Source organism: Microbacterium sp., assembly GCF_049661145.1.
In the GTDB taxonomy this organism is placed as follows: Bacteria; Actinomycetota; Actinomycetes; order Actinomycetales; family Microbacteriaceae; genus Microbacterium.
This window is the reverse complement of the sequence record NZ_JBASZT010000011.1, coordinates 1-5,967: the sequence shown is the minus strand read 5'-3', so window position 1 is coordinate 5,967 and position 5,967 is coordinate 1. Positions and strand designations below refer to the sequence as shown.

4 protein-coding genes and 2 pseudogenes are annotated in these 5,967 nt (G+C 66.4%); 5 read left to right on the top strand and 1 reads right to left on the bottom strand.

The features are described from left to right. Window positions 1-249 precede the first annotated feature (249 nt). On the bottom strand, window positions 250-1,107 hold the full coding sequence (locus WBP48_RS00580) for a LysR family transcriptional regulator (protein ID WP_424434513.1): 858 nt from the start codon (window positions 1,105-1,107) through the stop codon (window positions 250-252). 117 nt (window positions 1,108-1,224) lie between these two features. Here WBP48_RS00580 and WBP48_RS00575 point away from each other — a divergent pair, with 117 nt between their 5' ends. The 5 genes and pseudogenes from WBP48_RS00575 to WBP48_RS00555 form a co-directional block, all read left to right on the top strand. After that, window positions 1,225-2,421 carry a YbfB/YjiJ family MFS transporter gene (locus WBP48_RS00575; protein ID WP_424434510.1) on the top strand — a complete coding sequence of 399 codons (1,197 nt, stop codon included), beginning with the start codon at window positions 1,225-1,227 and terminating at the stop codon, window positions 2,419-2,421. A 13-nt stretch (window positions 2,422-2,434) separates the two neighbouring features. Continuing rightward, complete coding sequence (locus WBP48_RS00570; RefSeq protein ID WP_424434507.1) at window positions 2,435-3,454, top strand: NAD(P)H-dependent flavin oxidoreductase; 1,020 nt, start codon at window positions 2,435-2,437, stop codon at window positions 3,452-3,454. Between the two features lie 3 nt (window positions 3,455-3,457). Next, complete coding sequence (locus WBP48_RS00565) at window positions 3,458-3,874, top strand: tautomerase family protein (RefSeq protein ID WP_424434504.1); 417 nt, start codon at window positions 3,458-3,460, stop codon at window positions 3,872-3,874. 412 nt (window positions 3,875-4,286) lie between these two features. After that, window positions 4,287-4,595, top strand: a pseudogene (locus WBP48_RS00560) (IS110 family transposase); the annotation flags it as partial. Between the two features lie 971 nt (window positions 4,596-5,566). Next, window positions 5,567-5,967: pseudogene (locus tag WBP48_RS00555) on the top strand (hypothetical protein); the annotation flags it as partial.

Here is a 5,967-nt window from a genome sequence, read left to right as displayed (position 1 = left end):
CGCGCGTCCATCGCTGCAACTCCGACTTGTCGCCATCGAACAACCGCAAAGCCGGAGCCGGAGAATTCGCCATAACCAATTCTCCCAAACCAGCAACCATTCACGAACTAACGACACGCGACACTAGGAGGAAAGGTCCGACGGGTGGCGCTCAGCAGCGGACAGTCGGCACGCTCCCTACGGCTTGGAGGGGTCGATCCTCGGCGTCATAGGGCGCCTCCGGGGGCGGTAGCGTGCCATGGCGAACAGTCAGAAGCGGGAAGGCTGCCCCTGCTCCGTGGTGAGTTCGACGAAGCGTCGAAGCAGGGCGCTGTTCCGTTGCCAACGCCACGCGAGACGCAAGGGGACAGGAGGCGCGTCGTTCATAGGAATGAAGACGACACCGGCGTGCGCATGCGTAGCACTCGCAGACAACGGCGTCGCCCCTACGCCCCTGTTTGCCGCGACGAGGGTGATCCACTCGTCGTAGTTGTCGCACTCAATGGTCTGAGCGGGGCGGCGCCCCAGCGGCCAGAGTTTTGGCGTGGTACTCCCGCTTCGCGTGTTGACGACGACAGGGTACTGACCGAGCTCGTTCCAGGAGAGGGTGTTCCGCTCGGCGAGCGGGGATCGGCTACTGACGGCCGCGACGCGCGGTTCTTCGAACAACGTCAGCGTGGCCACGTCTTCGTCGTCGATGGAGTGGCGCACGAAGGCGACATCGACGTCACCGCTCTCCAGAGCCGTGGTGATGTCGTCGCGCCGCAGGAGTCGCCCGCTGATACCGGTTGCCTCCTCGAAAGCGGTGATGACATCGCTCACCCAAGGGTCGGGCAGCGCCCAGGAGAAGCCGATGCGCAGGTCTCGTTCCCCGCGTAGCTCGGCGCAAGCCAGGTCAAGATCACGAAGCAGCGTCTGTACACGGGCTCTGAACGTGCGCCCTGGTTCGGTCAGCTCGACCGATCGTGATGTGCGATCCAGCAACTTGACCTCGAGGATCGCCTCCAACTGCTGGATAGTGCGAGTGAGGGCGGGCTGGGTGATCAGCAGTTGCCGACTGGCCGCAGTGAAGGAGCGGCTATCGGCCACCGCGGCAAACGCTCGTAGGTGTCGCAACTCCACATCCATACTCCCCAAGCATAGATCGCGCATGATCGGCAATTCTCTTCACCGACCGTTCTCCGTACCGTCGAAACCGGACACGAATGTGAGACGACGCGCTGGCGTTGAAGAGGAGTCGGACGGATGCGGGACCATGCTGACGGCGAGTGGCGTATCGCGCTTCGCTCGGGGAGCATGCTAGCTGCCGCCGTCGGAGTGGGCCGGTTCGTGTTCACGCCGATCCTCCCATTGATGCAGTCCCAGGTCGGTCTGAGTGCACAGCTCGGGGCGGCGATGGCGTCCGCCAACTACGTCGGCTATCTCCTCGGCGCGATCGCAGCGATGATCATGCCGATACTGGGGCGCAACGCCCTGGCAGTGCGGGTCAGCGCCGTATCGGTCGTCGCGTCCCTCGCGCTCATGCCGGTCACGACTTCCGCGCCGGTGTGGATCATCCTGCGTGGGGTCGCTGGCGCGGGCGCGGCGGTGATGTTCGTCGCCGCCGCAAGCACTGTGCTGTCAGGGGTGTCCCACCGGTCGCGGCATCTGGTCGGATGGGCATACGGCGGCGTGGGCGCCGGGATCGCCTTGTCGGGCGTATCGGTGCTGCTCGTGTCGTCGATCGGGGACTGGCGGGCGGCGTGGGTGGCCGCGACGCTGCTCGCGGCACTCCTCTCCGTACTGGGCTGGAACTTGGTTGGCATCGCGTCTGCGAGCTCCACGGCACGGGTTGACGCTTCGCGTGTGCATCGCCCGCATCGCTGGTTCGTGCCGCTCGTGTTCGCGTACTTCCTCGAAGGCGTGGGGTACATCATCGCCGGCACGTTCCTCGTCGCCGCGGTCGCGACCGCCGTGCCGGGGCAGCTGGGGAAGACGACCTGGATCGTCGTGGGTCTCGCCGCGATTCCGTCGTGCGCGCTGTGGGCATGGCTGAGCGGAAAGGCCAGTCACCCCACCCTGCTGACCGTCGCTCTGACATTGCAGGCCATCGGCATCGTCGTTGCTGCACTCAACCTCGGGGCGGCGGGCGCGATCCTCGCTGCCGTGTTGTTCGGGGGGACGTTCATGGGCGTCACCACGCTGGCCCTGGACGCCGGTCGGCACCTGCAGGTGCCGACAGCGGTCGCTGTCCTGTCGGCGGTATACGCCGTCGGCCAAGCGATCGGCCCCGTCGCCGTCGCCCCGCTACTGACCGGCGGGTTCCATACCGCACTGCTCGCCGCCGGAGGCATCGTCACCCTGTCCGCGATCGGAGCGCTCCTGCTCCGCATCCGCTTCCCCCATGACCACCGCGCCGCGAACTCGCCCACCCCCGAGCCCCAACCTGCCGTCCCTCGGTGAAAAAGGACACCCGATGACCGAATCGCTGCTCGACTCTCCGCTTCCGATCGCCGCCGCACCGATGGCGGGCGGGCCCACCACCCTCGCCCTCGCACGGGCTGTCGCCGACGCCGGCGCATTCCCGTTCCTCGCAGGCGGATACAAGACCGCAGCTGCCCTAGCAGAAGAGGTCCACCAGCTACGCTCCGCGGCATCGAGCTTCGGAGTGAACCTGTTCGTGCCCTCCACCGACGTCGTGAACGCCGCCGCATTCGCCGCGTACGTCGATGAGCTGAGCTCGGAAGCCGCGGCGTACGAACTCGACCTCGACCCGACGCCGCTCGTGGACGACGACCAGTGGGACGCGAAGCTCGATCTGCTGCTCGACGACCCTGTGCCCGTGGTGTCATTCACCTTCGGCCTGCCAGAGGCATCGGCCATATCCTCCCTCAAGAAGGCGGGAAGCCGAGTGCTGGCGACGGTCACCACCCCGCAGGAAGCGGTGCAGGCACAAGACGCCGGCGCGGACGCTCTGATCGTGCAGGGCCCGGATGCCGGCGGCCACTCCGCGACCTTCGATCCCGAACGCCCTCCCAAGCCGGTGTCCACTCCCCCGCTCGTGCGGCAGGTGCTCCGAGCCGTGGATCTTCCCGTGATCGGCACCGGCGGAATAGACGGCCCAGATGCGATCCGTGACATCCTGACCGCCGGAGCGCAGGCGGCAGCCGTCGGCACCATGCTGCTGCGCACCGATGAGGCCGGCACATCCCCCACCCACAAGCATGCCCTGGGCGACCGCGCGTTCACGGAGACCGTTCTCACACGTGCGTTCACGGGGAGGCCCGCTCGCGCTCTGCGCAACGGGTTCGCCGACCGGCACCGAGATGCGCCCATCGGCTACCCGGCGATCCACCACCTCACCCGACCTCTCCGGCAGGCCGCCGCGGCAGCCGGAGATCCCGACCGGCTGCATCTGTGGGCCGGAACCGGGTGGCAGGCCGCCCCGACCGGGCCCGCCACCGATGTCATCCGCCACCTCACCGAAGGAGCCTGAACCATGCCCCTGATCGTCGTCGACGTGATCCGAGGACACGACGAAACCCGCCTCACGGCGCTGCTCGATGGCATCCACGCCGCAGTCGTGGAGGCGTTCGACGTGCCTGCCACCGACCTGTACCAGGTTCTCGCCCAGCACGAGCCATTCGAACTACGCGCCCTGGACACCGACCTCGGTTACACCCGCAGCCACGACCTGACCATCGTGCGCGTCATCAGCAAAACCCGCCCGGAGAACGCCAAGCAGCGACTCTACGCACGCATCGCCGAGAACCTGCATGAACGCATCGGGCTCAATGGCGACGATCTGATCGTCAGCATCGTCGAGAACGGTGCCGCGGACTGGTCTTTCGGACGCGGACACGCCCAGTTCCTCACCGGCGAACTCCCAGACACCCGGCCGGTACCTTCATCGTGACCCGTTCGGCGGCCATGTTGGGATAACGGCCCGCCGGGCCCGGCATCATTGCTGCCTCTTTATCATCGATGATCCGGGAGGTGTTAGCACCGGGCTTGCTTGGCGGTGCGTGATCACTGACAGGGCTGGAACCGAGCATGCTCGAGGCCGTCCATAACGTAGATCGAGAGATGCGCCGCTGCGGACGCCGTCCCGCGTGAAAGCGGAGGACATGGTGGTCACCAGCACGGGCGGACATGACGAAGTCGACGTGTTCGTCGAACTCAATGTCGGCAAAGGCGAGCATCACACAGTCGCGCTCGAACGAGCAGACAAGCGACTGTTCGACCGAGCACTCCCGAACGTCGAGCGCCTGTTGCGGGCGCAGGACCAGCTCAGATCGCGCAGCGTGGTACTGCTGGTCGTGGGTCACGCTACAGCCGGACATCTCGCCGCTACGCCGGCCTCGCCCATCACCAGACGATCTGGGACCTCGATCTGCGGCGAGCATCCCTCCAGGGGCGGGAACAAGATACTGAAACGGGCCATGCTCCTCTTCGCGTTTGCCGCACTCCGCGACTCCGAATCACGTGCCTACTACAACCCCAAGATCGTCCAAGGCATGCGTCACAACCGGGCCGTCATCCCACTAGCTCTAGGCCGCTCCGACATCTTCTGCGCCATGCTCCGCGGCGGCATCCTCTACCAACCGGGACCAGCCGAACTCGCCCTCACCGCTTGACAGAAGACATAGGGCTACCTCGACACCGAGGTAGGCCCCGCACTGCCGCCCTCAGTTCGAATAGCTGGACCGCCCGTCGTTGCCGACGGCGGCGAGACGAGTAGGATACGTCGCTTCTAGAAACTGCCGGTCATCCGCCTAGTCCCTCAAGGCAAGCCGTTATAGTTCGAGGATGGGAGTCTTTCACTACGCCCATATGGAGGAGCCGATCTATGTTGATGATCGGACTCTGGCACATTTGAAGGTTGTGATTGCGGCCAAGCTCCGCCGAAAAGAGAGCTTCACCCTCTCGTGGACCCAGTCCGAGAGCTCCCCTGGCCGCTCAACAATCTGGATGCACCCGTCAATCCCCCTGCGTTTTGACTTCGACACTCCCGATGTCCCGGAGCTGAACCCCTCATGGATCCAAGCGCTCATGCGCTCCGCGAACTCCGCGGACGGCATCATTCTAGACGACGAGATTCTTGATAGGGCCTAACTGATGGGCTTCGGTTCGACGTGCGTCCCCACGGATAGACGCCCCGACCCACACCTCTCTCATGTCGCCCTGGCTCGCTATCCGTAGCCCGGCGGATCGGCGCCACAGCATGAACGCCGATATCGCTCGACCGGGACGGCGGGAATGACTGGGTCCCCAGAAGACTCAGCACAGTTCTTGGCACCACCATGCATGTCGCGCTGGCGTTCGGCTTCCATGCCATCGGCCTGGTGCCCGCGCTCGTCCTAGCCGCGGAGATCGCCGATCGCGTCGACCGGCGATGGCCCGCGCGCATCGCCGTCGTTCTCTCCGCAGCAACGTCGGCGCTCCTCTGTCTAGGGACGGTGGCCGAACGGCCGCTCCTAACGGGCCGGCTGCTATAAGGCGCCGCAGCCGGAACGGTGCTGAGACCGGGAACGGTGACAGGCCTCTCGCACGACAACCGGTCCGCTTCGGCGGCGGGCCACTCGTCGTCGGCGTCGTCGCGCAGTGGGTGCCCCTGCCGGAGGTGACGCCGTACGCCGTGCACATCGCGCTCTCGGTCGCCGTAGGCGCCGTGCTGTGGCGCGCGCCGGACCCGTCGATCGAGCGAGAGGAACGAGAGGAACGACTCGAGCGCACTCCCGCGCCGCGACGAGCGCGGTCGTTCTGGAGCACGATCAGATCCCGCGCGTTCCTCGGGATCGTCCCCCTGACGGCACCGTGGGTGTTCGGCGCCGCGACGATGAGCTTCGCGGTCGCTCCCTCGGTGTTCCACGTGCGCGGTTTCGATGCGGTCGTCGCCGGCATCGTCACCGGCATCACCATGGGAACCGGCGTGCTCGTCCAGCCGCTCGCGCAGCGGATGGAGGGCCGCGCGTCGGGCGGGGCGATGGCGCCCGGGCTCGGCCTCGC

Bases quoted from the DNA above. Each gene is read 5' to 3' on its own strand.
- WBP48_RS00580 (WP_424434513.1), bottom strand. From the start codon at position 1,107: ATGGATGTGGAGTTGCGACACCTACGAGCGTTTGCCGCGGTGGCCGAT.
- WBP48_RS00575 (WP_424434510.1), top strand. From the start codon at position 1,225: ATGCGGGACCATGCTGACGGCGAGTGGCGTATCGCGCTTCGCTCGGGG.
- WBP48_RS00570 (WP_424434507.1), top strand. From the start codon at position 2,435: ATGACCGAATCGCTGCTCGACTCTCCGCTTCCGATCGCCGCCGCACCG.
- WBP48_RS00565 (WP_424434504.1), top strand. From the start codon at position 3,458: ATGCCCCTGATCGTCGTCGACGTGATCCGAGGACACGACGAAACCCGC.